Below are 26,763 nucleotides of genomic sequence, written 5' to 3'. Positions count from 1 at the left end.
GGCACGGGGCACCATGTCCGGGCACCCCTCGCCCGCTGCTGTCATTCTGATGTCGCGTTGAACACGAAAAGCGTTTCGCCCCCGATCGTGTACCCTTCGATCAGCTCTTTCGCGCGGACAGAGGTCAGCCATTCCTCAAGCTTCAGGGCAAGATCATTCTTCACATGGCCGTGCATGTCCGGGTTGACCGGCAGGTAGGCATATTGGTTGAAAAGCACCGGGTCGCCGGCATAAAGCAGGCCCAGATCGCCCTTGTTGCCAAAGTTCAGCCAGCTCGCGCGATCCGACAGGATGTAGGCGCCCATGCCAGACGCGGTGTTCAGTGCCGCCCCCATGCCGGCACCCACGGCGTTGTACCACGCGCCGAAACCGTCCTCTGCGACACCGGCATCGCTCCACAGGCTCAGCTCTTTCTTGTGGGTGCCGCTGTCATCGCCACGGCTGACAAAAGCGGCTTCGGCCCCGGCGATGCGCTGTAACGCATCGGCTGCAGAGGCGGCGTCGGTCACCCCTGCAGGGTCGTCCTGCGGCCCGATCACGACGAAATCATTATACATGATCTCGCGGCGATGCGTGCCATAGCCCTCGGCCACGAATGCTTCTTCTGCCGCGCGCGAATGCACGAGAATCGCATCCACATCACCTGCCTGCCCAAGCTTCAGCGCCTGGCCGGTGCCGACCACCAGCAGCTGCACCTCCAGATCAAGATCCTCTGCGATCTCGGGAAGCAGCACCTCTGCCAGCCCGGAATTGTGAAAAGAGGTCGTGACCGCCATCTTCATCACATCCGCGGCCTGTGCGGCCCCCGCCACGACGAGCGCGGCAGCCGTTAGCAAAATTCGTTTCATTCCACGATGTCTCCTCTCAAAAAAGCCCGGCCTTGCTGGGTCCGGGGGGTCAAAAAGAAATTTGCGGCATCGGCACATTCATGCACTTTGCCGTGCAACAGAAAGATCACGTCGTCGGCCAGCCTGCGGGCCTGCCCCATATCGTGGGTCGACATGATAAGGCGCGTTCCGCCGGTGCGCGCGGTCATCAGCACCTCTTCGATCTCGCGCATCGCGCGGCCATCAAGCGACGCGCAAGGTTCATCCAGAAACACCACTTTCGGATCGGTGATAAGCGCACGGGCCAGCGCAAGTTTCTGCTGTTCGCCACCCGACAGCGATGGCGCGGCGCGGTCCATCATCCCGGCAAGACCGACCCGCTGCGCCCATTGATGCGCCTTTTCGCGCGCCTCGGCCCGATCAATGCCCCGGATTCGCAGCGGATAGATCAGGTTCTCTTCGACCGACCGGCGCAGCATGATGGGCCGCTGGAAGACAAACGCCTGATGGTGCCGCGCTTCTTCTGTTCCACACGCCCAGGAGATGCGCCCGCCGCTCAGCCGCGCTGTTCCGTGCAGCATCCGCAAAAGAGAGGTCTTGCCCGCCCCGTTCGGTCCGATCACCACCGTCGTGCCTTCGGCCTCGAACCGCAGGTCAACTGGCCCGGCCAGAACCTTGCCCCGGCGGGTGGTCTTGGCGGCCTCGACGACCAGAGGGAAGAGCGCGCTCACCAGTTGCCCTCCCGTTCGGTACGGCTAAGCCAGTGAATCGCGATATTCACCGTTATCGCCAGCCCAATGAGGACAAACCCCAGCGCAAGTGCCAGTCCGAAATCGCCCTTGCCCGTTTCCAGCGCGATGGCCGTGGTCAACACCCGCGTCGCGTGGTCGATATTGCCCCCCACGATCATGATCGCCCCGACCTCGCCTATAGCGCGGCCAAAGCCCGCCAGCGCCGCCGTCAGCAAGGCCCGGCGCGCATCCCAAAGCAATGTGCGGATCTTCTGGCCCTGCGTGACATTCATCGAAATCAGCAGGTCATGATATTCCTGCCAAAGCTCCCGCAGGGATTGGTGCGCGATACTGGCGATCAGTGGCACGATGATGACGACCTGCGCGATGATCATCGCCGTCGGGGTGAAGAGCAGCCCCAGCACACCCAGCGGCCCCGAACGCGACAGGAAGACGTAAACCACCAGCCCGACCACCACCGGCGGCAGCCCCATCAGCGCGTTCAGCATCGCTATCACTGCACGGCGCAGCCGAAACCGGCGGACGGCGAGCAGCCCGGCGAGCGGCAGGGCGATCAGGCATGCCACGACAAGCGCGCTCAGCGTCACCCGCAATGAGCGCAGCGCGATCTCCAACAATTCGGCATCCAGCGTGACGACCAGCCAAAACGCCTGGCTCAGCCCGCTCCATAGATCGACCATCGCCGATCCTCCCCCGCGATTCGCGCCACTTTTGCAAAGCTGGCCCGGAGGTTACAGCCCGAAAGATCGATTTGTCGCAAGCCGGACAAATTGTCCGCTCCGACTTTGGGCCCATAGCGAAGGCCGGTCGGAATGACCGTCCCGCCATGTTGCGTGTTTGCGCAGGGGACGGGTTTGCGCTTAGGCTGTCCCGGCCCGAGGAGAGCCTGCATATGACCTCTGTCCGTCTGCGCCTGCTTGTACTGGCGCTTGCCCCGCTGATCCTGTTGATGCCGCTGTTGCTGGTTATCGGCATGACCCGCTGGACGACCGATTACGACAAGCTGTTGATCGCAAACGTCGAAAGCGATTTGCGCATTGCCGAGCAGTATCTTGAACGGCTGATGACCGGCACAGGTGAAGAGCTGCTTGGCGTCGCAGGATCGGTTGAATTTGCGCGGGTTCTGGGTGGGGATGCAACCGCGCAGCAAGATTTCTTCGGCCGCAAGCAGGCGGCACTTGGGCTGGACTTTCTGACCTTCCTGCCGGGCCCGGAGGCCAATACGGCAGCGCAACGCTGGCCGGTTATCGCCTCTGCGCTCGCGGGCCGCGCCGATACCAGCATCGACATTTTTGACGCGACAGAGCTGGCGCGACTGCCGGGAGATTTGGCCACCCGCGCCCGGATCGACCTGATCGATACAGAAGCCGCCGTGCCCACCGACCGCAAGGTCGAGGATCGTGGCATGGTCGTGCATTCCGCCACGCCGGTGGCCCTCGACGGACATCACGGCGTGCTCGTGGGCGGCATCCTTCTGAACCGCAACCTCGACTTCATCGATTCAATCAACGCGCTGGTCTATCTCAACGCCGTCACCGGGGGTGAAAGGCAGGGCACTGCGACGCTGTTTCTGGAGGATGTGCGCGTCTCTACCAATGTGCGTCTGTTTGAAAACGTGCGTGCGCTTGGCACCCGGGTGTCTGCCATTGTACGCGGCACGGTACTGGATGAAGGGCGTACATGGCTCGACCGCGCCTTCGTGGTGAACGACTGGTACATCTCGGGCTACTTGCCGCTGACCGACAGTCGCGGGCAGCGCGTCGGCATGCTCTATGTCGGCTTTCTGGAGGCGCCTTTTACGGCGGCCAAGCGGCACGCGATCCTGTGGATGCTGGGCGCCTTTGCGGCCGTTCTGGCGCTGTCGGCGCCGGTATTTCTGTGGATGGCCAAAGGTATCTTCGCGCCACTGGAGCGGATGACCCAAACGATGAGCCGCGTCGGCAGTGGCAATCTTTCGGCCCGCATCGGGCCAGTCAAGGCAAAGGGCGAGATCGGAGAGGTCGCAGGACACCTCGACGATCTGCTGGATCAGGTACAGGACCGGGACCGCCGATTGCGCGCTTGGGCGGATGAGTTGAACCAGCGTGTCGATCAGCGCACCGCCCAGCTGCGCGAGGCGAATGACAAGCTGGAGGACACCTACCGGCAACTCGTGGTCAGCGAAAAGCTTGCCTCTATCGGGGAAATCACAGCCGGCGTCGCGCATGAGATCAACAACCCCGTTGCCGTCATTCAGGGCAATGTCGATGTTATCCGCGAAACCCTGGGTGCAGGCACCGAACCGGTGAAGACCGAACTGGACCTCATCGACGATCAGGTTGCGAGGATCTCTGTCATCGTGGGCAAGTTGCTGCATTTCGCAGGCCCCGGCGAAGGCGGCGATCAGGCTCAGGTGAGTGATCTGAAGGTCGTGGTGCGCGACTGCCTGGTGCTTGTCCAACATGAGATCGCAAAGGGCGAGATCTCTGTCAGGACGACCTTTCACCCGGCGCCATTGGTCTGCATGGACGCGGGCGAGATGCAGCAGGTCATCATCAATCTGATCGTCAATGCCGTACAGGCCATGAGCCGCGACGGCCAATTGGAGCTTGAGCTGATCCCGAAAGAGCACAGCGGCGTGCCAGGTGCCTGCCTCATCGTGCGCGATACCGGGCCGGGCGTGCCGGAGGATATCATCGCCTCTGTTTTCGACCCATTTTTCACCACCAAGCGCGGGCTTGGCACAGGGCTCGGCCTGTCAATCTCACAAACGCTGGTTCAGCGTGCTGGCGGGCGCATCAGCGTTCGCAACCGTCCGAAGGGCGGCGCAGAGTTCAGCGTATGGCTGCCCGCTGCCGATAGCGAAGAGGCACTGGCCGCTCAATGAGTCCTACCCGCCCCGGGCTTGACCCGGGGCCTTCTGGTGGGCGGGCCGCAAGGCCCCGGGTCAAGCCCGGGGCGGGTAGGGAAATTGGCCGATCAGGCCGCGGTGACCCGAACGGCCGCAAACTTGAATTCCGGGATCTTGCCATAGGGATCCAGTGCGGGGTTTGTCAGGATATTCGCCGCAGCCTCGACATAGGCGAAGGGCAGGAACACCATATCGGGCGCAATCGCGCGATCAGCCCGCGCCATCAGCGTGATGCTGCCGCGCCGCGTTTCCAGCCGCACCTTGCCCCCCGGTTCGACCCCCATCTTGCGCAGAGTGCCCGGATGCAACGAGCAGTTGGCCTGCGGTTCTACCGCGTCCAACACCTTGGACCGCCGGGTCATGGACCCAGTATGCCAATGCTCCAACTGCCGGCCGGTCGTCAGGATCATTGGATACTCGGCATCCGGGGTCTCGTCTGGCGCGATCACACTGGCAGGCGTAAAACGGGCCCGGCCTTCGCTTCGCGGGAACCCGTCGCCAAAGACGATAGCCTGCCCCGGATCTTCGGGTGACAGGCTGGGATAGGTCACGGCCCCCACATTTTCCAATCGGTCCCAGCTGATGTTGTCGAGCGATGACATGCCGCGCTTCATCTCGGCAAAGACCTGCGAGGGGTGGTCGTACTCCCACGCCAAGCCCAGCCGTTTGGCCAGCTCCAGCGTGATCGCCCAATCCTCGCGCGCCTCGCCCGGCGGGGACACGGCGGCGCGACCGATCTGCACCTGCCGGTTGGTATTTGTGACCGTGCCGTTTTTCTCGTAGAAAGCCGCCGCTGGCAGGATGACATCGGCATAATTCGCCGTCTCGGTCAGGAAGATATCCTGCACCACGAGATGTTCCAGACTGGCCAGCGCCTCGCGCGCATGGGTCACATCCGGATCAGACATGGCCGGGTTTTCGCCCAGCACATACATCCCCTTGATCTGCCCGGCATGCACAGCATCCAGAATTTCGGTCACGGTCAGGCCCTTTTCGGCGCTGAAGTCGCCCGTATTCCAGATCTCAGAGAAGGCGCCACGCACGCCGTCGTCCGTGACATCCTGGTAATCTGGCAAGAACATCGGGATGAGCCCCGCATCCGACGCGCCCTGCACGTTGTTCTGCCCACGCAACGGGTGCAGGCCCGCGCCGGGCTTGCCAACGTTGCCGGTCATCAGGGCCAGACTGATGAGGCAGCGCGAATTGTCGGTGCCGTGAATGTGCTGCGACACGCCCATGCCCCAGAAGATCATGCCCGCCTTTGCGCCCGCAAACTCTCGGGCAACCTCGCGGATCGTCTGGGCGGGAATACCGCAGAAATCCTCCATCGCCTCGGGGGTGAATTGCGCCAGATGCTGCTTTTCGGACTCCCAGTTTTCGGTGAATTTCTCGATATAGGCTCTGTCATAGAGCTCTTCCTCAACAATCACGGACATGATCGCGTTCAACAGGGACACGTCCGCACCGGGGCGGAATTGCAGCATGTGGGTGGCAAAGCGGCGAAGCCCCACGCCGCGCGGGTCCATCACGATCAGCTTGCCGCCGCGCTTGGTGAATTGTTTGAAATAGGTGGCGGCGACGGGATGGTTTTCGACCGGGTTTGCCCCGATGACAATGGCGACATCCGCGTTCTCGATTTCGTTGAACGTGGCCGTCACCGCGCCGGACCCCACGTTTTCCATCAGCGCCGCAACAGAGGATGCATGGCAAAGCCGCGTGCAATGATCGACATTGTTGTGGCCAAAGCCCTGACGAATCAGCTTTTGAAACAGGTAAGCCTCTTCGTTGGTGCATTTTGCACTGCCAAAGCCGGCAACTGACGCGCCGCCGTGGGTATCTCGCAGATGCGCAAGCCCACCGGCGGCGGCATCAAGCGCCTCTTCCCAGGTCGCTTCGCGGAAATGGGTGAAGGGGTTGGACGGGTCGACATTCAGCCCCTTTTCGGCGCCTTCCCTGCGGATCAGCGGTTTGGTCAGGCGATGGGGATGGTGGATGTAATCAAAGCCAAAGCGCCCCTTGACGCAGAGCCGCCCTTCGTTGGCGGGCCCGTTGACGCCTTCGACATATTTGACCTTGCCGTCCTTGACCTTCAGCGACACCTGGCAACCGACACCGCAGAACGGGCAGACCGATTTCACCTCCTCGTCGAAATCGCGGCTGTCACCGTGCTGGGCGTCATCGACCACCGTCGCGGGCAATAGCGCACCTGTCGGGCAGGCCTGAACGCATTCGCCGCAGGCCACGCAGGTGCTGTCACCCATCGGGTCGGCCAGATCGAATGTCGGATAGGAGTCATGACCGCGCCCCGCCATGCCGATGACGTCATTGACCTGAACCTCTCGGCAAGCGCGCACGCAAAGCCCGCACTGGATGCAGGCATCAAGATTCACCCGCATCGCGACATGGCTGTCATCCAGCAGGGGGATGCGCTCTTTCTCCAGTGGTGGGAAGCGGCTTTCGGTCACGCCATTGACCTCGGCCATGTCCCACAGATGCGCGCTAGCATCATGGGCGTCGTCGCGGGCGGGTTGGTCGGCGAGCAAAAGCTCCATCACCATGGCGCGGGATTTCGTGGCGCGCTCGCTGTCGGTGCGCACTTCCATGCCTTCGGTGGGCGCCCGACAGCAGGATGCTGCCAGCACACGTTCGCCGTCGATCTCGACCATGCAGGCGCGGCAATTTCCGTCAGGGCGATAGCCGGTCTGGTCCTTGTGGCACAGGTTCGGGATATCCGTGCCTTCCCGCTTGGCGACCTGCCAGATCGTGTCCGTTTCACATGCGGTGACTTCGCGGCCATCGAGGGTGAAGGTTATCAAGCGTTCTGCATCAAGCATCGAAGTGCCCCCCTGCCAATAGGTGGTACCTGTCCCGGGCCTGACCCGGGACCTTTTGGTTGGCGCCTGCGGTAAGGTCCCGGGTCAAGCCCGGGACGGGGATCGCTGGTAACAGGGCAACTTTTCTAGAGAGGCGTCTTGACGGCATCAGATCTCCTCCGGGAAATGTTTCATCACAAGGCGGATCGGGTTGGGCGCGGCCTGTCCCAGCCCGCAGATCGAGGCATCGGCCATGACTGTGCACAGATCCTCCAGCAGAGGCGCATCCCATGTCTCGGCCTGCATCAGCTTCACCGCCTTTTCGCAGCCCACCCGGCAGGGGGTGCATTGCCCACAGCTTTCCGCCTCGAAGAACCGCAGCATGTTCAGCGCTGCGTCACGCGCGCTATCCTTGTCGGACAATACCACAACGGCGGCGGAGCCGATGAAGGTGCCATGTGGCTGCAGCGTATCGAAATCCAGCGGCACATCATGCAGTGACGCGGGCAACAGGCCAGAGGACGGCCCGCCCGGTTGGTACGCCTTGAAAGCATGCCCCTCGGCCATGCCCCCCGCTGCCTCGATGACATCCGTGATCGTGGAGCCTGCAGGCAGAAGGTAGACGCCCGGTTTTGCCACGCGACCAGAGACGGAATAGCTGCGCATCCCCTTGCGGTCGTTATGCTCGACCTCGGACTTGATCTCGTGCCCTTCGCGCGTGATACGCGCGATCCAGTGCAGGGTTTCGATATTATGGACCAGCGTCGGCAATCCGAAGATGCCATCCTGCGCGACATAAGGCGGGCGCAGGCGAGGGATGCCGCGCTTGCCTTCAATCGATTCGATCATCGCGGATTCCTCGCCGCAGATATAGGCACCCGCGCCGCGACGCAGGTCGATATATCCGGGCTCCACGATGCCCGCCGCTTCCAGCGCGGCAATCTCGGTGGCGAGGATCTTCAGAACGGCGGGGTATTCGTCGCGCATATAGAGGTAAATGCGCTCCGCCTTGACCGCCCAGGCGGCGATCAGCATGCCCTCCAGCACCAGATGCGGCGTGCGTTCGAGGTAATAGCGATCCTTGAAAGTGCCCGGTTCGCCCTCGTCCCCATTCACGGCCATCAGGCGGGGGCCGGGATTGGCGCGCACGAAGCCCCACTTTTTGCCCGAGGGGAAGCCCGCGCCACCCATTCCGCGCAGACCTGCACTCGCCAGATCGTCCTGCACCTTTTCCCAGTCGCCATTCGCACGCAGGGCTTTCAACTCGGCATAGCCTCCGCCCGCGACATAGGCGTCAAAATCTTCGTAATCCGGGATCACGGGGTGGAAATCCCCCGCGTCGATGGTCGCTTCGATGGACGCAAACGTTGCATGGTCCACATGACGGTGGCCGATCTCTACCACGGGCGCGGTATCGCAACGCCCCATACATGGCGCGCGCAGCACCCGGACGCGGGACGGATCATGCCCATCGCTCAGCGCCTGATACAGCGCCTCGGACCCGGCCAGTTCGCAGGACAGGGAATCGCAGACACGGATGGTCAGGTCGGGTGGCGGCGCCTCGCCTTCGCGCACAGTGTCGAAATGGGCGTAAAACGTGGCAACTTCCCAGACCTCGGCCATGGAAAGGCGCATTTCTTCCGCCAGCGCGCGCAGATGCGCGGCAGACAGGTGACCGTACCGATCCTGTATCAGGTGCAGAAATTCGATCAGAAGATCGCGCCTGCGGGGGCGATCACCCAACAGCGCGCGGACCTCTTCCCATGCCGCATCGTCAAGCTGTCTTCCCTTGGGCGTGGCGCGGCCCTTGCCGCCACCCCGGCCAGATTTCCAGACGCCTTTTTGCTCATCCAATGCCATCTTGTCGCGTTCCACCCGTCAGAGATCATCTTGTGGACCAAGCCCACAGGTTACCCTTATGGTCAATATCGAAATTCCGTCATTCAATAGAGATACTCTATCAAACATGGCAGCGATGGACAGCCCCGCCCGGCAGCCATATGTCTGTGCAGATGGAATGGGATCAAGAACTCGACGCCAGCGGATTGCTGTGCCCGCTGCCCGTGCTCAAGGCACGCAAACGCCTGCAAGCCATGGCGCAGGGGGAAGTCCTGCGATTGCTTGCGACCGACCCTGCCGCCGTGATCGATGTGCCGCATTTCTGCACGGAATCAGGGCATGAACTGGTCGGCACCGAGGATGATGGCGAAACACAGATCTACCTGATCCGCCACGCCTGAGCCTCAGGTCAATCCGAGACTGGAATAGGGCAAGTAGCGTACCGGCGTGCCGGGCGTGATCTGAACGGCCCCGTCAGGCAATTCGACCAATCCATCAGCCCATGAAAGCCCGCTGATCCGCCCCGATCCTTCCGAGGCAAACACCTCTGCCGCGCCGTCCGCATTCAGGCGCGCCCGCAGGTATTCCCGACGTCCCGGCTTCTTGGATTTGGAAAAGGCCGCGGGCACGGTAAAGCCTTGCGGGTTCAGCCAGCCCGCCCCCGCCATCAGAGAAAACGCCGGCCGTGCGAAGATCAGCGCACAAATCAGGGCGGCCACGGGGTTGCCCGGAAGGCCGAAAACCGGCGTACCCTCCCAAAGCGCCAGAGCCAGAGGACGCCCCGGTTTCAATGCGATGCGCCAGCTTGACAGCGTGCCACGGGCGCGCAGCAGGGCCGAGACGTGATCCTCGTCCCCTGCCGATGCGCCGCCAGATGTCAGGATCACATCCGCCCGTTTCGCGCCATCGCTCAGCCGCGCGGCAATCTTTTCGGGATCGTCCGTCGCATGGCCCAGATCGACCGCTTCATAACCCCAGTTCCGCGCCAAGGTCAGCAGCATCGGGCGGTTGGCGTCCCAGATCTGATGCGGCAATGCTGGCAGGTGGGGGGCGGCGATGATCTCGTCCCCGGTAGAAAGCACCCCCACGCGCAGGGGCCGGAATGTCTGCACCTCGGCAACGCCAAGCGCCGAGAGCAACGCGATATCGGGCGCGCGCAGACGGTGACCTGCGGGGAGGGCCAGCGCGTCCTCCATCACATCTTCGCCCGCCTTGCGCGTGTTGGAGAAGGGCTTTACCGGCCCATCAAAGACAACCGCCGCACCATCGCTGGCAGTGTCTTCCTCCAGCACGACAGTGTCCACGCCGTCGGGCAGGATCGCGCCCGTCAGGATGCGGACGGCAGCGCCCTGCGGAACCGTGCCATCATAGGGTTGGCCAGCGGCGGCACGTCCATCAACCAAGGGCAGGCGCTGCGGCCCTTCACTCGTCGCGGCATGGGCAAAACCATAGCCATCCACAGCAGAGTTGGGCCGGGGCGGGTTTGACCGGCGGGCAAAGCAGTCCGCGGCAAGAACGCCCCCGGCCGCGTCGCCGATGCGGCAGGTTTCCTGCGTCGTGATCGGCTTCAACGCGATGCGCAAGCGCTCCAGCGCCTCGTCCACGGGCACCCAATCAACCCCCTGCGGCATGGCAAAGCAATCGTCCCGCAGACGCGGGGGCTCTTGCATGGCAGGGACCGCGCGTCGCAGCGCCAGCTGATGACCGGCGCCAAGTATCCACCCTTCCTCTACCAGCAGCTTCGCATCTTCCCGCAGGTCCATCAGTTCAGCCGTGTCTGACAGGTTCAGAAGAGCTGAGGCCAGCACCCGCACCTGAGCCTCGTCAGTGACCATGTCGGGGTTGGACGCGCAAAGCGCCTTGCATTCGGCAGATAGCATCGAGGGGTAAACCTCGGCCACGGTGACGGGTGCATTGGCCTCTTCGAACGGCCAGACGAAGAGATGCTCTGGATACCGCAGCCGCAACCGGTGCAGCATCGCCATGCCCATCAGGCCCTGCGCACCGACCGCCCCGGCACCGGAAAGCTGCCAGGTGGATTTGGGCCGGGAGCCGGGGCCAGTCGCTGCAATCTCTGTCCGGCGTGCGGCAGACAGACCTTCGGGCAATTCGGGCCTGGTGCGCGGAAGGCCTGCCACGTCTTCCTTGCGCCCATTGCCCCAGAACGGGCCCTGCCCCGCAAAGGCGGCGTTGGCCTCTGCCGCGACGTGGGGCAGGTTGTGGGCATTGTCAGACCCGTCCGTCACCCGCGCGGCCAGCCATTCCCAGACCGGCGCTGCGCGCGCGTCTCCGGTCAGCCGCTTCGCAAACCCCGCCGGGAAGCCAAGGTTGAAATCCACACCGATCAGCAGCTTTTCGTTATCCGCCTGCGCCTCGTCAATCAGGGCGCATAGCCGCGCCTCTGCCTGCGCCCGCGTCGGCAGGTTTTCAGCGATGACACCAGAGGCATCCGCCACGCCCAGCCAGATCGAATCCTTGCCAACACGCGGTTTGCCGGCGGTCGACCAATCCAGAATAGCGACGCGGTCCACCCTCACAGCCCGACCTCCTGCAGGATGAAATCCGCGATTGCCGCGGTATCGTCCAGATCAAAGCAGGGCAACGCCAGGGCGGGCTGCGGCACGTCCGACGCCACGGCGCGAATGGTCGCGTTCCGATCGGCCAGCAGGGGTTTGCCTGTTACCGCTCGAAAGGCCTCGATCTTGGGGTGGTCCTCGCGCTTGTAACCTTCGATCATTACCAGATCGACGGGCGACAGCTTTGCCAAGAGCTCTGCAAGTGGCGGTTCCGGCGCGTCGCGCAATTCATGCATCAGGGCCCAGCGGCGCGGCGAGGCCAGCAGAACCTCTGACGCCCCGGCTTCGCGGTGGCGAAAACTGTCGCGGCCGGGCTGATCCACATCGGTGTCGTGATGGGCGTGCTTCACGGTGGAAACGGACAGCCCCCGCGCGGTGATTTCGGCCACCAGCCGCTCCATCAACCCGGTCTTGCCCGCGTTCTTCCAGCCGGTGACGCCGTAGACCTTCATAGCAATTCCCGCGCGCGTTCCAGATCTTGGGGCGTGTTGACATTGAAGAACGGATCGAACCGGGCGGATGGGAACAGCGCCTCTCGCCCGCCGTGCTGATCAGTCCAGAGCACGACCTTTTTCAACCCGCCCAGCAAGGCGGCGCGCAAGTCATCGCGCAACGCAACCGGCCAGAGGCCAAAGGTCGGGTGGCGGATCAACCCGCTGCGCGATTTCGATTTGGTCTGGGCATCGCCCTTGGTGGCGGCCAGAACCAAAGGCTGGTCCTGCCCTTCAGAGGTGAGCAAGAGCTGCGGCACCAGATTACCCGGAAAGAAGGGCGTGTCGGCGGCCACGGACACCACCGTGTCGGCGCCCTGTGCTGCAGCCCAGTCCAGCCCGGCAAGAACCCCGGCCAGCGGACCGGGGAAGCCATCTATGCTGTCGGGAAGAACCGGCAGGCCGAAGCGGGAAAAGCGATCCGGGTCGCCATTGGCGTTCAGCGCAAGCCCGTCCACCTGAGAGGCCAGCCGGTTGATGACATGCGACAGAAGCGGCTTGCCTCCCAGATCCAGCAGCGCCTTGTCGCCACCGCCCATACGGCTGGCGAGGCCGCCGGCGAGGATGATGCCGAAAGGTTGTTTCATGTGGCCGACTTACGCCGGGAGCGCGCGCTTTCCTCGGGAACGCTGGCAGGATCGACATCGCGCACCAGCCTGTCCTCACCGCTGAGGCAGACAAAGCGCTGGCCACGCATCCGCCCGATCAGGGTCAGCCCAACTTGCTGGGCGATTTCAACGCCCCATGCGGTGAACCCGGAACGGGAGGCCAGCGCGGGAATGCCCATCAGCGCGGTCTTGATCACCATTTCCGAGGTCAGCCGCCCGGTCGTGTAGAGGATCTTGTCCTGCGCAGAAACGCCATGGCGGAACATGAACCCCGCCACCTTGTCGACGGCGTTGTGGCGCCCGACATCCTCCATATAGACCAATGGCTGGTCGCCCTGGCACAGCACCGTCCCGTGGATCGCACCGGCCTCCAGGTACAGCGAGGGCGTGGTGTTGATCTGCCGCGCCAAAGCATAAAGCCAGCTTGTCCGGATCTCGGCCGCAGGCAGGGTCAGCCCCTCCAGCCCTTCCATCATGTCGCCGAAAACCGTACCGACCGCGCAGCCGCTGGTGCGGGTCTTCTTTTGCAGCTTTTCCTCGTAAGTGGTCTCGCGCGCGGTGCGCACAACGACGGTCTCGATCTCTTCGTCGTAATCGACGCCTGTCAGCGCGTCATCGTCGCGCAGCATGCCCTGATTTCGCAGGAACCCCAGCGCCAGATATTCCGGGTGATCGCCGATGGTCATCGCCGTGACGATCTCTTGCCGGTTGAGGTAGATCGTCAGGGGGCGTTCCTCGACCACGGCAATCTCGGTCGCCGCGCCGGTATGGTCCGTGCCGGTGATCCGGCGGGTCAGCCGGGGATTGCCCGGATCGGGCAGCACGGGATAGGCGGGCGGCTGTATCATGAGGTCACTTTCCTGTTCGGCGGGCATCATGTATTCCGGTCGGCAGAGTTGCAAGGGACGGAATATGCTGGGCTACGTGGTTGCTGACGGACGAGGTGCCGCGGATCTTCTGATCCGGGACGTGGCCCTGCGCCTGCAGGCAGAAGGGATGCGACTGGCCGGAGCCGTTCAGGTCAATCCCGAAGTCGACCCCGACCGCAAATGCCACATGGACCTGCATATCCTGTCGGGGTCAGACGTGGTGCGGATCAGTCAGGACCTTGGTGCGCTGTCGCAGGGGTGCCGTCTGGACCCTGACGGGCTGGAACGAGCCGTCGGGCTGGTGGCTGCCGCGCTCGACAACGGTGCCGATTTGCTGGTCGTCAACAAATTCGGCAAGCAGGAAATCGACGGGCGGGGGTTTCGCCCCGTGATCGGCGAGGCTTTGTCGAGAGGCACCCCGGTGCTGGTCGCGGTCAATCCCGGATCGCTTGACGCTTTTCTTGCCTATGCCGAGGATCTGGCGCAGCCCCTGCCACCGGAGGCTACGGCCATCACCGACTGGTGCCTGCACCACCGCGCTGCCGATCCTGCCTGAGCCGCCCTGCCCCGGGCCCTGCCATCGTCACTTGGCAAAGATCTCGCTCATATGGTCGCGCAGGTAGATCCGCAGCCAAGGGGTGTATCGCTCGGGCGCTCTTTCGATCCCGGCCAGCAGAACGTCCATATCGACCCAGGCGACCTCTGCCACCTCGTCCGGATTGGGCGCCATCGCCATCTTGTCCGGTGCCTCGGCGGTGAAAACCTCGACCACTTCATCCTCGACCAGCCCGCCCCCCACATCAGCGCGATAGCTGATCTGGCCACGATGTCCGGGGGTCAACCCTTCGATGCCAAGCTCTTGCTGCAACCGACGCGGGGCGCAATCCTCTGCCGTCTCTCCCCAAAGCGGGTGCGTGCAGCAGGCATTCGCCCAAAGACCGGGCGTGTGATATTTCGACAGGGCGCGCCGCTGCAACAGCGTCTTGTTGCCTCGCATCACGAAAACCGACACCGCCTTGTGGCGCAGCCCCCGGCGATGCACATCAAGCTTTTCGACGGGGCAGAGCTCTCCGTCCACCCATGCCGGGATCATGTTGTCCATTCCCTGCCGTTCCCTTCAGCGACACGCAGCCTGCCGGACAGCCGCCCGGCATCAGGGCGCTCGCTTAGCACGGCATGGCGAAGGGCGTCCATATCCCTTGCCCCTGCGGCAAGGGTGCTCCGTTTCGTACACCATGTCGTGAAGCCGCTGGAACGGTGGGTTTGCGCGTGCGAATGTGGCCAGAATTCGGGCTATGCCGGAAATGACGAGTGGAAAGACAGAAAGAGTGAACAAGCCGATGCGTCGAAACAGCTATGACCGCAGGTCAAAGCCAAACGCGGTTGCCCGCCACTGGCGGGCTGTCTGCCGCCTTCGGGTGACAGGAGCATGCGATGATTGACGCGATGCTCTTGCCGTTCCAGCGCCGGCTGCTTGACCCGGCGGCCCATACGCTCGCCCGCAAGGGGGTGACGGCCGACCAGCTGACACTTGCAGGATTCGGGCTTGGCCTGCTGGCCATCCCTGCGCTTGCATTCGGGCTTTATGGCGTGGCACTTGTGTTCATCCTGCTCAACCGTCTGGCAGATGGGCTGGACGGTGCCGTGGCGCGGCTGACCACGCCCACGGACCGCGGTGCCTTTCTGGATATCGCGCTGGATTTTGCCTTTTACGCGCTTGTCCCCGTGGGTTTTGCGCTGGCAAGTCCCGATCAGAATGCCCTGCCCGCCGCCGTTCTGATTGCGGCATTTGTCGGCACCGGATCATCCTTTCTGGCCTTTGCCGTCATCGCAGGACAACGCGGGCTTCGGCCCGAAGCCTATCCGTCAAAGGGCATCTATTACCTTGGCGGGTTGACCGAAGGCGCCGAGACCATCGCGCTTTTCATTGCGATGTGCCTGCTGCCGGGGCTGTTCCCGGTGCTGGCCTATCTCTTCTCTGCTGCTTGCCTGATCACCACGCTGACACGCTGGTGGCAGGGGTGGCAGGCCTTCGCGGACGAGCCCGACTGACCCAAATGAACACCACACTCACGATCACGAAAAGGACCACTCACATGCGCCAGACCCTAAGCGCGGCCCTTGCCGCCGCCCTGATTGCGACCCCCGCACTCGCCGACAGCTGGCAAGACACGCTGGACGCAGCGGGCGGCCAGACCGTGTACTGGAATGCGTGGGGCGGGGACGAACGCACCAACGCCTTCATCGCCTGGGTCAGCGAACAGACGACAGACCTGTACGGCGTCTCTGTCCGGCAGGTGAAACTGACCGACACGGCAGAGGCGGTCACCCGCGTCATCTCGGAAAAGGCGGCAGGCAAGGACGCGGGTGGCTCGGTCGACATGATCTGGATAAACGGGCCGAATTTCCTGTCCATGAAGGAACAGGGCCTGCTGCACGGGCCGTTCGTGGCCAACCTGCCAAATTCGAAATACCTCGACCTGTCCGGCAATTCGCCCAATTCGGTCGATTTCACCGTGCCGGTCGATGGCATGGAAAGCCCCTGGCGGCTGGCGAAATTCGTGTTCAACCATGACAGCGCGCGGGTCGAAACTCCGCCCGCGTCCATGGCCGGGTTCGTCGATTGGGCGGCTGACAATCCGGGGCGCTTCACCCATCCTGACCCGTCGAACTTCATGGGGGCCACCTTTCTCAAGCAAGCGCTGATAGAACTGACGCCGAATGCCGCCGTCCTGCAAGAGCCCGTGACGGATGCCAATTTTGACGCCGCCACCGCGCCCCTTTGGGATTGGTACGATGCGCTGCGCCCGAACCTCTGGCGCGGAGGCGAGGCGTTTCCGGAAAACCAGTCGGTACAGGATCGTCTGCTGAATGATGGCGAGATCGACATCGCCATGTCCTTTGACCCCGCGTCGACCGCAGGCGGGATCGCGGCGGGGCTCTTGCCGGAAACCACACGCGTGTTCGTGCCCGAAAATGGCACTATCGGCAATGTCAGCTTTGTCGCCATCCCCTACAATGCGGCCAACCTCGAGGGTGCGATGGTCGTCGCGAATTTCCTGCTGGCCCCCGAAACACAGGCGCATATGCAGAATATCGAGGTTCTGGGCTCTTATTCGGTGCTTGACCCGGCAAAGCTGGATGAAGCGTCCCGCGCGGCCTTCGATGCTCTGCCAACTGCGCCCGCCTTGCCAGAGCTTGACGCGCTTGGCCCAACCCTGCTGGAGCCTCATGCAAGTTGGATGGCGCGCCTGACCGCTGAATGGGCGGAGCGCTACACCAAGTGACCCCGCGCGACGGGAAAGCCCTGCGCGCCGTCGTGCTGGCGGCGCTGATCCTCGGGCTGATCGCGCCGATCGCCATCGGGCTGGCGCAGACAACGCGCGCCGCCTTTGGCGTGATGCCCGTGCTTGGCGCCATCACGCCCGGGCTGGATCCGTGGCGAGACCTGTTTGCGATTCCGGGGCTTTGGACGTCCGTCCGCATGACGCTGTGGACCGGGCTTGCCTCGACCCTGCTGTCGCTGATGCTGGCCATCGGCTTTTGCGCCGTTGCGAATGACCGCATGTCACACAGCGCCGCCGCGCGATGGCTGACGCCGTTTCTTGCCGCGCCGCACGCGGCCATGGCGATCGGATTGGCCTTCGTGCTGGCGCCGTCCGGGTGGATTGCGCGGCTTTTGTCACCGCTGATCGGGTGGGACCGGCCGCCCGACCTGGCCATCGTGAACGACCCATGGGGGATTGCGCTGATCCTTGGTCTGATGATCAAGGAAGTGCCTTTCCTGCTGCTTGTCATGCTTTCGGCGCTGACTCAGGTGCCATTGCGCCAACACATGGCCGCAGGGCGGATGCTGGGATATGGCCGGGGGCTGGTGTGGATGAAGATCATCGCCCCGCAGGTCTGGCCCCTGATCCGCCTGCCGGTGATGGTGGTGCTGGCCTATGCCATGTCGACCGTGGATATGGGCCTGATCCTGGGGCCGTCCAATCCGCCGGTTCTGGCCGTATTGCTGACGCGGCTGTTCTTCGACCCGGACGTTGCGCAGATCCTGCCGGCCTCTTCCGGCGCCATATTGCAGGGACTGCTCGTCGCACTTGCCTTCCTCGTGCTGCGTCTGGGCGAAGTGGTGTGCCGCCGCGTCGGGCTTTGGTGGTTGCGCAGCGGCGGGCGTGGCAGCACCGCAGAACCGCTGCTACGCGTGGCAACGGTTGGCGTATTGGGGCTTTTCGCCTTGGGAACGCTGGCGATGCTGTCACTGCTTGTCTGGTCACTGGCCTGGCGTTGGCCCTGGCCCGCGCCCCTGCCGCAAAGCTGGTCGCTGAAGCCCTGGACCAGCCCCGGCGCTGGCTGGGGGAATGCGCTTGGCAACACATTGCTTCTGGCCGGTGCCAGCACGGCGGTGTCATTGGCGATGGCAATCGCCTGGCTGGAGGGCGAGGACCGCGCCCAGCGCGGCCGGGCCGGATGGGCCGAGGCGCTGATCTACCTGCCGCTTCTGGTGCCGCAGATCGCCTTTCTTTACGGGCTGAATGTCCTGTTCCTGCGGATCGGCATCAGCGGTGGGCACATGGCCGTGATATGGGCGCAGGCGCTTTTCGTGTTCCCCTATGTGATGATCACCCTCTCGGATCCGTGGAGGGCGCTGGACCCGCGCCTCACGCGCGCTGCGGCGTCGCTGGGGGCGGGGCCCTGGCGGCGTCTGTTTGCGGTGAAGCTGCCGGTCCTGCTCATGCCCATACTGACTGCCGCCGCCATCGGCATCGCGGTGTCGGTCGCGCAATATCTGCCCACGCTTTTCATGGGGGCGGGTCGGGTGGCCACGCTCACCACCGAAGCCGTGACGCTGTCCTCGGGATCAGACCGACGGGTCACCGGGGTCTATGCCAGTCTGCAGGCCGGGTTGCCACTGGCCGCCTATGCCATAGCGTTCCTGATCCCGGCCCTGTTGCACCGGAACCGCGACGCATTGAAGGGAGCCTCTGCATGAGCCTTTGCCTCACCGGCCTGACCGTGTGTCTGAAGGACACGCCGCCGCTTTTCCCACCGCTGACGCTGTGCATAGAGCCGGGAGAGGTTGCCGCGGTCATGGGGCCGTCCGGGGTTGGCAAGTCAACGCTGCTCAATGCCATCGCGGGGCTGCTGTCGCCGGGTTTCGCGCTGATGGGTGGGATCACGCTTGACGGCACGGACCTGGCCCCCCTGCCCGCCGAGGCGCGCCGCATCGGGTTGATGTTTCAGGATGCCGTGCTTTTCCCGCATCTCAGCGTTGGGGACAATCTTGCTTTCGGCCTGTCGCGCAGCATCCGGGGCCGCAAGGCAAGGCGCGCTGCGGTGGACGAGGCACTTGTCTCAGCCGGGCTTGCCGGGATGTATGACCGCGACCCCGCGAGCCTGTCGGGCGGGCAGCGGTCGCGTGCCGCCTTGATGCGCACACTGCTGGCTGACCCCGCCGCCTTGTTGCTGGACGAACCCTTCTCGAAGCTCGACACCGGATTGCGCGACGAAATCCGCGGGTTCACCTTTTCGCATATACGAGAGCGCGGCATCCCCGCCCTGCTGGTCACGCATGACCCGGAAGATGCAGCAGCGACCGGCGGGCCGATCATCACGCTGCCAAGCCCGGACAGACCGGTGCCAAAGCGCCCCTGAACGCGGGGCGACACGTTACGCTCAGACGTCCTTTTGCAGATCCGGCATCAGCGCGCTCGGCTCGATGCCGCGCTTCTCGGCGCTTGCGCGCACGGCTTCCTGCAGGGCCTTGCTGCGTTTGAGCAGGCGATGGAACCGCGTTTCGTCCAGCGCGAGTATGGTTGAAGGCGCCATCACACGGGCCTCGATCCGGCGGGGGCGTTGCATCAGCAAAGCCATCTGCCCGAACATTTCACCGCGCCCCAACCGCCATGTCTGCCCCGCGCTCGCCAGTTCGACCGCGCCCGAGGCAATGAAATACACGCTCTTGGCGGGGCTGTCCTTGGACAGAACAATGTCACCGGCGTTGAAGTAATGGGTTTTCAGGGCGCGGCCCAAACGCTTCAGCGCGGCCTCATCCAGATCGGCGAATAGCGGGAATTGCCGCACAAGCTCTGGCCGTTGCAGCGCGATGTCGAGCCGGGGGCGTTCTTCGGCCCGTGCGCGCCGCGCGGCGATATCCTGCATCAGCGCGGTGTGAAGCTCTGCCCCGATCAGGGCGTCCTCGCGCATGGTGGTGTATTCGCGCTCTTCCAGCCGCAAAGCGGTGCGCCGGATGAAGCGACGCTCCAATTCTTCGGCATAGCCGGGATATTGCAGGCGAAGCCCTTCCAGTGCGGCCTCGACAGTTTCAATCCGGCGGCTCAGCAATTCGTGCAGGAGTTCGGCAACCCGGCGGCCGTGGATCCGGCGAATACGCCCGTCGATGAACATGCCCAAATCGCGCAGGATCAGCCGCTGCGAAAGCAACAGTTCAAACCGGTCCGCGGTCAGCGCGGCCAGAGGCCATGAGATACGCAGCCGGTTGTGCAGCATAACCGCGATGCGGAAGGCGGGCCCGTAGGTCAGGCTGCGACCCGCGGCCCGACGATACCCGCTGCGACCCCCGGTGCGGGCGCCTTCGATCACCCTGCCCGCATGGGACAACACCTGTTCGCTCATCCGGGCAGAGATCGTCCGTTCGCGCATGCTGGCAAGGATCGTGTCACGCTCGGCACCTGCCAGCGCGATCAGGCCCAGGGTGATCCGGTCCCTGTCCAGAATCTCGTCGCTTTCCTCGGCGGATTTCACGACATCGTCCAGACGTTCGCCGAAAAGCTTGGCTTCGGAACGCACGATTTCGCGGGACAGTTCGTAATTCTCCGTGGTCCGCGACACGTCTTCCCGGACGGTCTGCAGGGCGACGGCAACCACCTGCCGGGAAAGCGCCTGATCGAGGGGCGAAAGGCGATCAAGGCCCAGCCTGCGGATCACCAGGCGCAACGTGGTGCCCTGCACCAGCAGCGTGAACAAGGTAAAACCGGTGGCAAGGATCGCGACGACACGCTTCACCTCGACCGGAACACGAAAGCTTTCGGTCACGGCGAGCGCCAGCGCAAGGGTGACCGCGCCGCGCAATCCGCCCCAAAGGATCGCGGCACGGTAGGGGCGTTCGACATTCGGAGACATGCGCAGCTTTGTCAGCAGCGGCATCAATCCGAACAACACCGCCGCGCGCGCCGCGATTGCTGCCAGAATGACCACACCCAGCAGGGCGAAGTCGGAAATGCGCACCTCTTCCAGCATCCGTGGGATCAGAAGGGCCGCGAGGATAAAGATCAACGCGCCGGCCCAATGCGCCAGCAGGTCCCAAACCTCTCGCAGCATGGCCCAGGCCGCGGGGGGAAGCCGCCCCGGCCCGGTCAGGTTCAGCGTAAGACCGGCCGCCACGACCGCAATGACGCCGGATGCCCCGACGCTTTGCTCCGCCCCGATATAGGCCAGGTAAGGCAGCGCAACCGAGATCGAGATCTGCGCCAGTTCAAATTGCGCAAACATCGCCATGATCCAGATTGCAATCCGCGCCGCCAGCCATCCGGTCAGCGCCCCACCCAGTATCAGCATCGGAAACTGCGTCAGCGCCGCACCCAATGTCGGGTTCGGGACACCAAGCATGACAAAGCTCATGAACATGCCGAACAGGGCGATGGCGGCCGCATCGTTCAACAGGCTTTCGCCCTCGATGATCCGACCCAGCCGTCGCGGGGCAGATATCGAACGGAAGATACTGACGACGGCCGAGGGGTCGGTGGTCGAAACGATGGCCCCGATCAGCAGGCAGGCAACCAGCGGGATCGAACTGACCCAAGCGAGCGCGTAACCGACCGACACCGTGGCCACGACCACCGCCACGACGGCAAGCACGAGGATCGGCACCCAGTCATCCAGCATTCGGCGCAGGTTCATGCCCAGCGTCGCCTGAAACAGCAATGTCGGCAGGAACACGTAAAGAAAGACGTTCGACTTGATCGGCAGACCCAGGATCGCCTCTGACACCGGGTTCAGCGCGTCGGTAATCTCGGTCCGCAGGAAAAAGATGGCGCTTGCACCGATCAATATGCCGACAACGGCCAGAATAACCGTGAAGGGCAGGCGCAGACGCGCGGCCAGCGGCTCTGCCAACCCGATGATCAGGAAGAGCGACGCGATGATCGTGGTGACAATGACGATATCCATATGTGCGGATTAACTCAGTTGCTGGCTCAATTGAAACGAAACCCGCACGGGCCGTGGCGCTGGATGGCATCGGCTGATTTTGCAGGCAGGCAGAACATATCATACGGCAAAGGCGGCCCGTTCCGGCGCCGCCTTCGACATATCATGCAGGAATTTGCCGACAATAACCTGCGTTCAGAAAAACGCCTGCAGTCCGGTCTGCGCACGGCCAAGGATCAGCGCGTGAACGTCATGCGTGCCCTCGTAGGTATTCACCGTCTCAAGGTTCTGGGCGTGGCGCATCACCTGATATTCGATCTGGATGCCGTTGCCGCCATGCATGTCGCGGGCCATGCGTGCGATATCCAATGCCTTGCCGCAATTGTTGCGCTTGATGATGGAAATCATCTCGGGCGCGAACCGCCCCTCTTCCATCAGCCGTCCGACACGCAGCGAGGCTTGCAGCCCAAGCGCGATATCCGTCTGCATATCGGCCAGCTTTTTCTGGTAAAGCTGCGTCGCGGCCAGTGGGCGTTTGAACTGCTTGCGGTCCAGCCCGTATTGCAGCGAGCGATGCCAGCAATCCTCTGCCGCGCCCATGACGCCCCAACTGATGCCATAGCGCGCGCGGTTCAGACAGCCAAACGGCCCGCTCATCCCTTGCGTGTTGGGAAGGATCGCGTCCTCGGGCACCTCGACACCCTCCATCACGATCTCGCCGGTCACCGAGGCGCGCAGCGACAGCTTGCCACCGATCTTGGGCGCGCTCAGCCCCTTCATGCCCTTTTCCAGCACAAAGCCGCGCACCTTGCCGTCATGCGCATCGGATTTTGCCCAGACCACGAACACATCCGCCAGCGGCGCGTTCGAGATCCACATCTTTGATCCCGACAACCGGTAGCCGCCGTCGATCTTTTCCGCCCGCGTTTTCATGCCACCGGGGTCAGAGCCGGCATCGGGCTCGGTCAGGCCGAAACAGCCGATCCACTCGCCAGACGCCAGTTTGGGCAGGTATTTGCGGCGCTGCTCTTCGCTGCCATAGGCCTGGATCGGGTACATCACCAGTGACGACTGCACCGACATCATCGACCGATAGCCGGAATCCACCCGCTCGATCTCGCGCGCGACGACGCCGTAAGTGACATAGCCCGCGCCCAGCCCGCCATATTCTTCGGGGACCGTGATGCCCAGCAGGCCGGCCTCGCCCATTTCGCGGAAGATCTCGGGGTCGGCTGCCTCGTTGAGATACGCCTCTGTCACACGCGGGGCCAGCTTGTCGGCGGCAAAGGCGGCAGCGGCATCGCGGATCATCCGCTCATCCTCGGTCAGCTGATCCTCCAGCAGGAAAGGGTCGGCCCAGACGAAAGGCTGGCCTTCACCCGGCTTGGCGGTCTTGGGCATCTGGCTTGCGTCATTGGGCATCTGGATCTCTCCCTTGGATCAACAGTCGGGTCGCAGCGGCCCTTATGGGCCGAGTCGCGCCATTTCATCACCCTTTGCGCCGGGGGTCCAGAAGCCCTGCACCTTCTGCTGAACTAACCCCTTTGGGGCGCCCCGTGCCGCGGCGGGCCGCGCGCCCGGTTTCCGCTCACGCTATGGCCCGGAAATCACCCGCCTCTGCTTGACCTTGCCCCACCCTTGGGCAAGGCTCCGCGCCGGGGAGATCACATAATGACCATCCGGTTCTTTTCCGACAAGCGGCGCCCGGTGCATATGGGGCCCTACCCATTGGAACGGCTCGCGCGGCAGGACCGGCCCGTGGCGACAGATGCCCTTCCCACTTTCGAGCCTGTCAGCTTTCACCGGCCCGAGGACCCGCACAGTCTGGTCAATGCCATGCGTGAACATCAGGCAATGATGGATGCGATCCGCGACGGGCTGGTGAACAAGGCGCGGGCGGAAATTCCCGAAGATGTGCAGGAACGCGCCGATCACCTGAAGGCGTTCGGCTATTTCTCGGACGCGTCCATGGTTGGCATCGGGCCGATCCCGCCCGACTGCCTGCTGCCACACCCGGTGCAGAACCCCGATATCGACCGCCTGCGTCATGATCTGAAAACCCGCCAGACCAAGACGCTCGCCTCTGGCATCGACATGATCATGGCCGATCTGAAAGAGTCGATGGAGGCGCCGCCCTCCACCATCGGCGGCCACCGCCATGCGCTGGTCTTTGTGTACGAATACCCGCGCGATCCCCGGCCAGACGAACCCGGCGCGGACTGGATACAGGATGCGCAGCCGCAACGCGCCTGCCTGCGGGCCAGCGAAACCGCCGTGGTCATCGCCAATTACATCCGCCTTCTGGGCTGGGACGCGAAGGCCCATACCGGCAGCTCCACGGATGTGGACCTGCATCGCCTGACGGTCGCCGCCGGTCTGGCGACGGTCGAGGATGGTCGGCTGACCAACCCCTATCTTGGCGACCGGTTCGGCGTGGCGGTGGTGACAACCGATATGGAGCTTGCCCATGACAAGCCGCTGAAACCTCTGGCCGCGCAACCCGGCTGGAAGACCAAAGGCCCGGCCTGGTGGCTGGGCGCAGGCTTTGCCAAGAACGCGCTGAACCGCGAGCCGTTTGCACGGCGCGACTATGTCGATGGCGCGCATCCGTTCGAGCGGCTGAAACGTGTGGACGACCCCACGACCTATATCGACGAGGCGCGCGTCGCCCGCGTGCCCAAACGTGCCGATATGTTCGCCCGCGCCCAGTTCGGCGATATGGGCAAGGCGGTGCAGGATGGTGCCAAGGGTGGGCATTACGCGCGTAAATCCGCGCCCTCGATGGGGCAGCGGCGGGTGCTGGGGGCTTTTGTGCTGCTTCAGGACGGCGCGCCGGGTCCCGGCCCGCGCCCGACAGACGCGCAGCGCAATGCCCATGCCGTCAAGGCTGCGAGCTATTTTCTGGGCGTCGACGCCGTGGGCCTGTCGCGCTGTCCTGATTGGACATGGTATTCGCATGATGCCACCGGCGCGCCCATCGATCCGCCCCACGATCAGGCAATCAGCATGATCATCGATCAGGGCTATGAGACGATGGAGGGGGCCAGCGGCGATGACTGGATCAGCGTCGCGCAGTCGATGCGGGCCTACCTGCGCTTTTCGCTTCTGGGCGGGGTGATCGCCAAGCAACTGCGCAATCTGGGCTACAAGGCCAAGGCGCATACCGTTCTGGACGGCGAGGTGCTGCAACCGCCGCTATTGCTGCTTTCCGGGCTGGGAGAGGTCAGCCGCATCGGCGAGGTCATCCTGAACCCATATCTCGGCCCGCGGCTGAAATCCGGGGTGGTCACGACCGATATGCCAATGGCGCATGACAACCCGATTGATTTCGGCCTGCAGAAATTCTGCGAGGCTTGTAACAAATGCGCCCGTGAATGCCCGTCGGGGGCGATTACCGCCGGTCCGAAGCTGATGTTTAACGGCTACGAGATCTGGAAATCCGACAGCCAGCGTTGCGCAACCTACCGGATCACGACCCCCGGCGGCGCGATGTGCGGGCGCTGCATGAAAACCTGTCCGTGGAACCTTGAGGGCATCTTCGCCGAGGCACCGTTCCGCTGGGCCGCGATGAACATCCCCAAGGCCGCACCGGTTCTGGCCCGGCTGGATGACGCGGTCGGCAATGGCGGGCTGAACGACGTCAAGAAATGGTGGTGGGATATCGAGCTGGAGCGCGATGGCGCCTATCGCCCGACCCGCCACCCGGTCAATCGCCGCGATCTGCAACGGGATCTTGACCTGCGATACGAGGATCAGACGCTGGCCGTCTACCCGGCCCCGCTTGCGCCGCACCCCTACCCTTACCCGTTCCCGATGGACCGGGAAGCCGGGATAGAGGCCTATCAGGCGATGGTGACAGCCGAGGAATATCGCAACCGGATGGCAAACGGCGACATGTCGATGGTGCACCACTACGCAGCTGCTGGCGAATCGCCTGTGCTGCGGGTCGAGGTGGCGCGCGCCGAAAAAATGACCGGGGATGTGACCAAATTCGAATTTCGCAGCCTTGATGGCAGCGACCTGCCGGAATGGACGGCGGGCGCGCATCTGGACATTGTCGTGGCACCGGAATTCCTGCGGCAATATTCGATGTCCGGCGACCCGGCGGACCGGTCAAAATACCAGATCGGCGTGTTGCGTGAAGACACAGGCCGGGGTGGATCGGCGCTGTTGCACCGGATTTTTTCGCAAGGCCGCAAGATCTTTATCTCCAAACCCATCAACCATTTCCCGCTGGTAGAGTCCGCGACCAAAACGCTGCTGATGGGCGGCGGCATCGGGATCACGCCGATGATTGCCATGGCGCACCGGTTGCACAGCATCGGGGCTGATTTCGCGCTGCATTATTCCATCAAATCGCGCGATGCGGGCGGTTACCTGCACGATCTTGTCAATGCCCCGTGGGCCCGCCGCGTAACACTGCATATCTCCGATCAGGGCGGGCGCGCCGATCTTGCGGAAATCCTGTCGGGCTACAGGGATGGGTGGCATGTCTATACCTGCGGGCCGGATCGCTACATGAACGGGGTCATCGACGCGGCCACGCAGGCTGGCTTTGCCGAAGACGCCATTCATTTCGAATATTTCTCGGTCCCCGAGCAGCCCGACTACATCAACCACCCGTTCACCCTGCGGCTTGCACGATCGGGCCGCGACCTGCCCGTCCCCGCCGACAAGAGCGCGACGGATGTATTGGCAGAGAACGGCATCGCGATAGATGTCAAATGCTCGGACGGGATCTGCGGCGTGTGCCGCTGCGGGCTGGTGTCGGGCGCGGTTGAACACCGTGATTTCGTGCTGTCCATGGCACAGCGCAAGGACAGCATCATCCTGTGCCAGTCGCGCGCGGCAGAGGCGGGCGGCATGGTTGAGGTCGACCTCTAGCAAGCTCTTCCCGTAAAGGTCTTGCAGACTCGGGCCCGGGGGCGTATA

20 protein-coding genes are annotated in these 26,763 nt (G+C 63.7%); 8 read left to right on the top strand and 12 right to left on the bottom strand.

The genetic code is table 11. The annotated features are described in order from the left end of the window. Positions 1-41 precede the first annotated feature (41 nt). Genes EDD52_RS08410 through EDD52_RS08400 form a run of 3 tightly spaced genes read right to left on the bottom strand, consistent with a single transcriptional unit; the run spans position 42 to position 2,259 of the window. A complete protein-coding gene (locus EDD52_RS08410) occupies positions 42-848 on the bottom strand; it encodes an ABC transporter substrate-binding protein (RefSeq protein WP_132243823.1) in 807 nt (268 codons plus the stop codon). Beyond that, the gene (locus EDD52_RS08405; protein ID WP_132243821.1) at positions 845-1,558 is read right to left on the bottom strand and encodes an ATP-binding cassette domain-containing protein; all 714 of its coding nucleotides are present in this window, start codon (positions 1,556-1,558) and stop codon (positions 845-847) included. The genes EDD52_RS08410 and EDD52_RS08405 overlap by 4 nt, the downstream gene beginning before the upstream one ends. Further along, positions 1,555-2,259 (bottom strand): ABC transporter permease, encoded by a 705-nt coding sequence (locus EDD52_RS08400; protein WP_132243819.1) that lies wholly within the window; start codon positions 2,257-2,259, stop codon positions 1,555-1,557. The genes EDD52_RS08405 and EDD52_RS08400 overlap by 4 nt, the downstream gene beginning before the upstream one ends. A 212-nt stretch (positions 2,260-2,471) precedes the next feature. Here EDD52_RS08400 and EDD52_RS08395 point away from each other — a divergent pair, with 212 nt between their 5' ends. Then, positions 2,472-4,445 carry a cache domain-containing protein gene (locus tag EDD52_RS08395; protein WP_132243818.1) on the top strand — a complete coding sequence of 658 codons (1,974 nt, stop codon included), beginning with the start codon at positions 2,472-2,474 and terminating at the stop codon, positions 4,443-4,445. Positions 4,446-4,537: 92 nt separating this feature from the next. Here the strand turns inward: EDD52_RS08395 and fdhF are convergent, their stop codons facing one another. Then, positions 4,538-7,303 (bottom strand): formate dehydrogenase subunit alpha, encoded by a 2,766-nt coding sequence (gene fdhF / locus EDD52_RS08390; RefSeq protein WP_132243816.1) that lies wholly within the window; start codon positions 7,301-7,303, stop codon positions 4,538-4,540. 147 nt (positions 7,304-7,450) lie between these two features. Continuing rightward, positions 7,451-9,142, bottom strand: a complete 1,692-nt coding sequence (locus tag EDD52_RS08385; protein WP_132243814.1) for an NAD(P)H-dependent oxidoreductase subunit E — start codon at positions 9,140-9,142, stop codon at positions 7,451-7,453. Positions 9,143-9,294: 152 nt separating this feature from the next. Between EDD52_RS08385 and EDD52_RS08380 the strand changes: the two genes are divergently transcribed. Continuing rightward, the gene (locus tag EDD52_RS08380; RefSeq protein WP_132244128.1) at positions 9,295-9,522 is read left to right on the top strand and encodes a sulfurtransferase TusA family protein; all 228 of its coding nucleotides are present in this window, start codon (positions 9,295-9,297) and stop codon (positions 9,520-9,522) included. A gap of 3 nt (positions 9,523-9,525) precedes the next feature. On the opposite strand, the gene EDD52_RS08375 is transcribed toward EDD52_RS08380, so the two are convergent. From EDD52_RS08375 to EDD52_RS08360, 4 genes are read right to left on the bottom strand one after another with little or no spacing between them, the layout of a single operon-like run. Further along, the gene (locus EDD52_RS08375; protein ID WP_165907486.1) at positions 9,526-11,658 is read right to left on the bottom strand and encodes a molybdopterin-binding protein; all 2,133 of its coding nucleotides are present in this window, start codon (positions 11,656-11,658) and stop codon (positions 9,526-9,528) included. Beyond that, positions 11,655-12,149 carry a molybdopterin-guanine dinucleotide biosynthesis protein B gene (gene mobB, locus EDD52_RS08370; RefSeq protein WP_132243812.1) on the bottom strand — a complete coding sequence of 165 codons (495 nt, stop codon included), beginning with the start codon at positions 12,147-12,149 and terminating at the stop codon, positions 11,655-11,657. Before mobB ends, EDD52_RS08375 begins: the two co-directional genes overlap by 4 nt. Then, a complete protein-coding gene (mobA, locus tag EDD52_RS08365) occupies positions 12,146-12,775 on the bottom strand; it encodes a molybdenum cofactor guanylyltransferase MobA (RefSeq protein WP_132243810.1) in 630 nt (209 codons plus the stop codon). The genes mobB and mobA overlap by 4 nt, the downstream gene beginning before the upstream one ends. Next, positions 12,772-13,644: a formate dehydrogenase accessory sulfurtransferase FdhD gene (locus EDD52_RS08360; protein ID WP_243651877.1), complete on the bottom strand. Its 873-nt coding sequence runs from the start codon at positions 13,642-13,644 to the stop codon at positions 12,772-12,774. The genes mobA and EDD52_RS08360 overlap by 4 nt, the downstream gene beginning before the upstream one ends. On the opposite strand from EDD52_RS08360, the gene EDD52_RS08355 reads away from it, so the two are divergent. After that, entirely contained in the window at positions 13,643-14,221 is a 579-nt protein-coding gene (locus EDD52_RS08355) for a DUF2478 domain-containing protein (RefSeq protein ID WP_341539836.1), read from the top strand. The two genes, EDD52_RS08360 and EDD52_RS08355, sit on opposite strands and share 2 nt — an antisense overlap. Positions 14,222-14,248: 27 nt before the next feature. Here the strand turns inward: EDD52_RS08355 and idi are convergent, their stop codons facing one another. Further along, a complete protein-coding gene (gene idi, locus EDD52_RS08350; protein WP_132243804.1) occupies positions 14,249-14,767 on the bottom strand; it encodes an isopentenyl-diphosphate Delta-isomerase in 519 nt (172 codons plus the stop codon). 332 nt (positions 14,768-15,099) lie between these two features. Here idi and EDD52_RS08345 point away from each other — a divergent pair, with 332 nt between their 5' ends. From EDD52_RS08345 to EDD52_RS08330, 4 genes are read left to right on the top strand one after another with little or no spacing between them, the layout of a single operon-like run. Beyond that, positions 15,100-15,717 (top strand): CDP-alcohol phosphatidyltransferase family protein, encoded by a 618-nt coding sequence (locus EDD52_RS08345; RefSeq protein WP_132243802.1) that lies wholly within the window; start codon positions 15,100-15,102, stop codon positions 15,715-15,717. 44 nt (positions 15,718-15,761) lie between these two features. Continuing rightward, positions 15,762-16,952 (top strand): ABC transporter substrate-binding protein, encoded by a 1,191-nt coding sequence (locus EDD52_RS08340; RefSeq protein WP_132243800.1) that lies wholly within the window; start codon positions 15,762-15,764, stop codon positions 16,950-16,952. Then, the gene (locus EDD52_RS08335; RefSeq protein ID WP_207905989.1) at positions 16,949-18,655 is read left to right on the top strand and encodes an ABC transporter permease; all 1,707 of its coding nucleotides are present in this window, start codon (positions 16,949-16,951) and stop codon (positions 18,653-18,655) included. The genes EDD52_RS08340 and EDD52_RS08335 overlap by 4 nt, the downstream gene beginning before the upstream one ends. Further along, positions 18,652-19,317, top strand: coding sequence for an ATP-binding cassette domain-containing protein (locus EDD52_RS08330; protein WP_132243796.1), 666 nt, complete (start codon positions 18,652-18,654; stop codon positions 19,315-19,317). The genes EDD52_RS08335 and EDD52_RS08330 overlap by 4 nt, the downstream gene beginning before the upstream one ends. 21 nt (positions 19,318-19,338) lie before the next feature. Here the strand turns inward: EDD52_RS08330 and EDD52_RS08325 are convergent, their stop codons facing one another. Then, the gene (locus EDD52_RS08325; protein ID WP_132243794.1) at positions 19,339-21,852 is read right to left on the bottom strand and encodes a cation:proton antiporter; all 2,514 of its coding nucleotides are present in this window, start codon (positions 21,850-21,852) and stop codon (positions 19,339-19,341) included. Positions 21,853-22,026: 174 nt separating this feature from the next. Beyond that, on the bottom strand, positions 22,027-23,253 hold the full coding sequence (locus EDD52_RS08320; protein ID WP_207905988.1) for an acyl-CoA dehydrogenase: 1,227 nt from the start codon (positions 23,251-23,253) through the stop codon (positions 22,027-22,029). Positions 23,254-23,502: 249 nt separating this feature from the next. On the opposite strand from EDD52_RS08320, the gene EDD52_RS08315 reads away from it, so the two are divergent. Further along, entirely contained in the window at positions 23,503-26,715 is a 3,213-nt protein-coding gene (locus EDD52_RS08315) for a 2Fe-2S iron-sulfur cluster-binding protein (RefSeq protein ID WP_132243792.1), read from the top strand. Positions 26,716-26,763: the final 48 nt, after the last annotated feature.

The organism is Primorskyibacter sedentarius (assembly GCF_004342065.1).
In the GTDB taxonomy this organism is placed as follows: domain Bacteria; phylum Pseudomonadota; class Alphaproteobacteria; order Rhodobacterales; family Rhodobacteraceae; genus Primorskyibacter; species Primorskyibacter sedentarius.
This window is presented reverse-complemented; position numbering and strand designations above follow the sequence as displayed.

Bases quoted from the DNA above. Each gene is read 5' to 3' on its own strand.
- EDD52_RS08315 (WP_132243792.1), top strand. From the start codon at position 23,503: ATGACCATCCGGTTCTTTTCCGACAAGCGGCGCCCGGTGCATATGGGG.
- EDD52_RS08385 (WP_132243814.1), bottom strand. From the start codon at position 9,142: ATGGCATTGGATGAGCAAAAAGGCGTCTGGAAATCTGGCCGGGGTGGC.
- EDD52_RS08320 (WP_207905988.1), bottom strand. From the start codon at position 23,253: ATGCCCAATGACGCAAGCCAGATGCCCAAGACCGCCAAGCCGGGTGAA.
- EDD52_RS08360 (WP_243651877.1), bottom strand. From the start codon at position 13,644: ATGATACAGCCGCCCGCCTATCCCGTGCTGCCCGATCCGGGCAATCCC.
- EDD52_RS08325 (WP_132243794.1), bottom strand. From the start codon at position 21,852: ATGGATATCGTCATTGTCACCACGATCATCGCGTCGCTCTTCCTGATC.
- EDD52_RS08380 (WP_132244128.1), top strand. From the start codon at position 9,295: ATGGAATGGGATCAAGAACTCGACGCCAGCGGATTGCTGTGCCCGCTG.
- EDD52_RS08355 (WP_341539836.1), top strand. From the start codon at position 13,643: ATGAGGTCACTTTCCTGTTCGGCGGGCATCATGTATTCCGGTCGGCAG.
- EDD52_RS08340 (WP_132243800.1), top strand. From the start codon at position 15,762: ATGCGCCAGACCCTAAGCGCGGCCCTTGCCGCCGCCCTGATTGCGACC.
- mobA (WP_132243810.1), bottom strand. From the start codon at position 12,775: ATGAAACAACCTTTCGGCATCATCCTCGCCGGCGGCCTCGCCAGCCGT.
- EDD52_RS08400 (WP_132243819.1), bottom strand. From the start codon at position 2,259: ATGGTCGATCTATGGAGCGGGCTGAGCCAGGCGTTTTGGCTGGTCGTC.
- EDD52_RS08395 (WP_132243818.1), top strand. From the start codon at position 2,472: ATGACCTCTGTCCGTCTGCGCCTGCTTGTACTGGCGCTTGCCCCGCTG.
- EDD52_RS08410 (WP_132243823.1), bottom strand. From the start codon at position 848: ATGAAACGAATTTTGCTAACGGCTGCCGCGCTCGTCGTGGCGGGGGCC.
- EDD52_RS08345 (WP_132243802.1), top strand. From the start codon at position 15,100: ATGATTGACGCGATGCTCTTGCCGTTCCAGCGCCGGCTGCTTGACCCG.
- fdhF (WP_132243816.1), bottom strand. From the start codon at position 7,303: ATGCTTGATGCAGAACGCTTGATAACCTTCACCCTCGATGGCCGCGAA.
- EDD52_RS08330 (WP_132243796.1), top strand. From the start codon at position 18,652: ATGAGCCTTTGCCTCACCGGCCTGACCGTGTGTCTGAAGGACACGCCG.
- idi (WP_132243804.1), bottom strand. From the start codon at position 14,767: ATGGACAACATGATCCCGGCATGGGTGGACGGAGAGCTCTGCCCCGTC.
- mobB (WP_132243812.1), bottom strand. From the start codon at position 12,149: ATGAAGGTCTACGGCGTCACCGGCTGGAAGAACGCGGGCAAGACCGGG.